Here is a 3,876-nt window from a genome sequence, read left to right as displayed (position 1 = left end):
GGAAGGAAGAGCGCGAGAGGGAAGCCGCCGAGCTCGGCTTCAAGACGCAGCCCTATACGGTGATCATCGGTGGCGGCCAGGGCGGTATCGCGCTCGGCGCGCGGCTGCGGCAGCTTGGCGTGCCGACCATCATCATCGAGAAGAACGAGCGTGCCGGCGACAGCTGGCGCAAGCGCTACAAGTCGCTCTGCCTGCATGACCCGGTCTGGTACGACCATCTGCCCTATATCGATTTCCCCAAGAACTGGCCGGTCTTCTCGCCCAAGGACAAGATCGGCGACTGGCTGGAAATGTACACCAAGGTAATGGAGCTGAATTACTGGTCCTCGACCGAGGCCAAAAGCGCTTCCTATGACGACAAGACGAAGGAATGGACCGTTGTCGTCCACCGTGACGGCAAGAACATCACGCTGAAGCCGAAGCAGCTGGTGCTGGCGACCGGACAGTCCGGCAAAGCCAATCTGCCGAAATTCAAGGGCATGGAGACCTTCAGGGGCGATCAGCACCACTCGTCGAAGCATCCGGGTCCCGACGCCTATGCCGGCAAAAAGGCCGTTGTCATCGGATCCAACAATTCCGCCCATGACATCGCTGCCGCACTTTGGGAAGCCGGCGCCGACGTGACCATGGTGCAGCGCTCGAGTACCCATATCTCCAGGTCCGACACGTTGATGGAAATCGGACTGGGTTCGCTCTATTCGGAGCAGGCGCTGCAGAATGGCATCACCACCGCCAAGGCCGATCTCATCTTCGCTTCGCTGCCCTACAAGATCCTGCACGAGTTCCAGATCCCGGCCTATGCCGAGATGAAGAAACGCGATGCGGCATTCTACAAGGGACTGGAAAAGGCCGGTTTCATGCTCGACTGGGGCGACGACGAGTCCGGCCTGTTCATGAAGTACCTCAGGCGCGGCTCTGGCTATTACATCGATGTTGGCGCATCGCAGCTGGTCATCGATGGTTCGATCAAGCTGAAGAGCGGCGTCGACGTCGAAGAGATCAAGCAGCACTCGGTTCTGCTCAGCGACGGGTCGGAACTGCCTGCGGACCTCATCGTCTACGCCACCGGCTACGGCTCGATGAACGGCTGGGCCGCCGATCTGATATCGCGCGAAACCGCCGACAAGGTCGGCAAATGCTGGGGCCTCGGCTCGAACACCACCAAGGATCCCGGCCCCTGGGAAGGCGAGTTGCGCAACATGTGGAAGCCTACACAGCAGGAAGCGCTGTGGTTTCACGGCGGCAACCTGCACCAGTCACGCCACTATTCACAATTCCTGGCGCTGCAGCTGAAGGCCAGGCAGGCCGGCTTGGCGACGCCGGTCTACGGGCTGCAGCAGGTGCATCACAAGGGGTAGGCGAGCGCGATTCCGGCGAAGCCGGAAGAAAGAAGGCAGGGCTTGCACCCTGCCTCCTTCCTTTGAGGGAATTACGCCGGCTTACCCGCCGCGAACTGCGTCACCACCCGCTGCAACAGCGGCACGTAATCGCGAAACGTCCGCGTCTTCATGTTGGCAATCTTGCCGCTCTCGTCCCAGATGCGGACCCGGACCGCTTCCTCACGGAACGGGTTCTTGCGGAACTCGGCCACCTCCTCGGCATTCATCGGCCCGCCCTGCAGCGACAGCGTGTGCACCGAGGCCGGCGAAAGCCTGCCAAAATAGGTCGGGTCGGTGGCGCAGAGATAGCGCTTGGCGGCGACATGCAGCCTGACGCATTCGACGATGACAGGTGGAAAGAACCGCGCCAGCACTTCGCCGCCGGCTTCGTCATGATGCTTGTCCTCGACATCCTCGGGCGAATAGGTGCCGAACTCGCTGGTGTAGTGGCCAATGTCGTGCAGCAGCGCCGCCGCCACCAGCTCGTCCGGCGCGCCGTCCTTTTCGGCGAACCAGGCGCCCTGCAGCATGTGCTCCGACATGGTGACGGGTTCGCCGAGATAGGATTCCGCACCCCGGCGCTCGAAGATGTCGGCGATGAATTCGACGATATTGTCCGCGTTCAAATCCTGGCCGCTCATTCCGCCGCCTCCTTGAACCCGTGTTCTATCGACGCGAGCGTCGACAGCAGGCCATCCTTGTCGGCGTAACAGCCCTGCAGCCAGCGCTTGCCGGTTCCGGAAAACGCCTTGCGGGCGTGCATGACGCGCGTGTTGTCGACGATGAAAGCCTGCCCCGCTTCGAGCTTGAACGTCACTTCGAAGGATGGATCCTCGATCAGTTCGGCGAACCGGCGGTAGGCGGCGTAGTACGCCTCCATGTCGGCGAAGGGCACGTCGACCGTCGGCGCCAGCGAGCGGTTGTTGAAGCGGATGCAGATCAGCTCGCCATCGGGCCCGAGCTCGATCATCGGCCGCTTCGCCTGCAGCCGCACACCGGAAGAGCCGGCATATTCGAAGCGCGCCGGGCATGAGCTCAGCAGCCGGAAGCCTTCCGGGTTCTCGGCCTGCAGCGCAGCCGCGACGGCAAATCCGTCGACGACGCTGGATTCGCCGCCCTCAACCGTATTCTCGATGCAGGACAGGATCTGCAGCGTCGGCACGGGGTCGCGATAGGGATTGTCGGTATGCGCCTGGAGCCCGAGATTGGTGTAGGCGAGATTGCTCGGATCGACCTCGGCGCGCACTTCGAACCAGCGGCCGTAATTGGTCTCCCTGATATAGCCGAACAGATCGGACACCTTGCACAGCGCTCCGGATTCGGTCGGCAGATCGTCCATCACCGCGAAGCCATAGGTTTTCACCGCCGACAGCCATTGCCCCAGCACAGCGCGATCATGGCTGGCCGCAGCATAGCCGGCGCGCGGCACCGAATTCTGCATCGAGGCCTTGGTCCATCGCACGGTGGCCTCGTCTGTCCAGCCGGGCTGGCGGGCCGCGTCACGATCATAGGCATTGGCGCTCAGCCATGCCGCCGGGAAACTCACTGTTTTCTGCTCCGGCACGAAGCTGACTTCCAGGGCACCGCCCTTGACCGATGCCGCGCCGATCCTGGTGTCGGCGGGAATGTCGAGGATGGTGATCAGCCGTTGGCCATTGCCGGCGCTGCGCGTCTTGTCGTCCAGCGCATTGTCGCGCAGCCACATGGCGTGAAAGCGGCTGCGCGACCCGTCCTTCCAGCCAAGTTCGATTGTTCTACCTTCGTTGCCGATCAGCGCCTGGGTGAGCATGGAGATCCGTTCCTGTCCATTGCGTCCCCTGCAGCTGATCCGCAGGGTTTCGATTGCATGTTGATCGCGCGAGAGGCATAATTCAAATTATCATATTTTGGGCAATGACCACGATATACTAATGTCTCGAACCACACCCCTGCCGCCGCTCGACTGGCTGCGCAGTTTCGAGGCTGCGGCGCGGCTGTCGAATTTCACCGCGGCGGCAGCCGAGCTTGGCCTCACCCAGGCGGCCGTCAGCCAACACATCCGCTTTCTCGAGGAGCGGCTAAAGACACGTTTGTTTTCGCGGCTGGCGCGCGGCGTCGCCCTGTCGCCGGAGGGGGCAGCCTATCTCCCCCACATCCAGTCGGCCTTCGCCACCATCGGCAACAGCACCGCGGAACTGTTCGAGCCGCGCGCCGTCCAGACCGTGACCATCCGGGCGCCGATTTCCTTTGCCTTGCTGATGCTGGTTCCGGCGCTGCCCGATCTCGCGAAGGCACTGCCGCGCATCCAGCTCGACCTGGTGACGATCCATCGCCCTACCGATTACGACCTGCCGGGCTCGGTGCTCGATATCCGTTTCGGCAACGGATCCTTCCCCGGCCGCGAAGCCGACAGGCTGACCGCCGAGCGGCTTCTGCCGGTGGCGGCTCCGGGTCTGGTCGGCGACGCAGACTGGACCTCCTGGCCGCTGCTTCTGGTTGCCGGCGCGCGCGAGATGTG

4 protein-coding genes are annotated in these 3,876 nt (G+C 62.9%); 2 read left to right on the top strand and 2 right to left on the bottom strand.

Going from position 1 to position 3,876, the window contains the following annotated elements; genetic code table 11:
- A partial coding sequence (locus EN991_RS26790) for an NAD(P)/FAD-dependent oxidoreductase (RefSeq protein WP_164769385.1) occupies positions 1-1,358 on the top strand: 1,358 nt, incomplete at its 5' end.
- Positions 1,359-1,429: 71 nt separating this feature from the next.
- On the opposite strand, the gene EN991_RS26785 is transcribed toward EN991_RS26790, so the two are convergent.
- Positions 1,430-2,020 carry an HD domain-containing protein gene (locus tag EN991_RS26785; RefSeq protein WP_127369890.1) on the bottom strand — a complete coding sequence of 197 codons (591 nt, stop codon included), beginning with the start codon at positions 2,018-2,020 and terminating at the stop codon, positions 1,430-1,432.
- A complete protein-coding gene (locus EN991_RS26780) occupies positions 2,017-3,168 on the bottom strand; it encodes a gamma-butyrobetaine dioxygenase (RefSeq protein WP_127369889.1) in 1,152 nt (383 codons plus the stop codon). The genes EN991_RS26785 and EN991_RS26780 overlap by 4 nt, the downstream gene beginning before the upstream one ends.
- 121 nt (positions 3,169-3,289) lie before the next feature.
- On the opposite strand from EN991_RS26780, the gene EN991_RS26775 reads away from it, so the two are divergent.
- On the top strand, positions 3,290-3,876 hold a 587-nt coding region (locus EN991_RS26775), incomplete at its 3' end, for a LysR family transcriptional regulator (protein ID WP_127369888.1).

The sequence above is a fragment of the Mesorhizobium sp. M7A.F.Ca.US.005.03.2.1 genome (genome assembly GCF_003997795.1).
Lineage (GTDB): Bacteria > Pseudomonadota > Alphaproteobacteria > Rhizobiales > Rhizobiaceae > Mesorhizobium > Mesorhizobium ciceri.
This window is presented reverse-complemented; position numbering and strand designations above follow the sequence as displayed.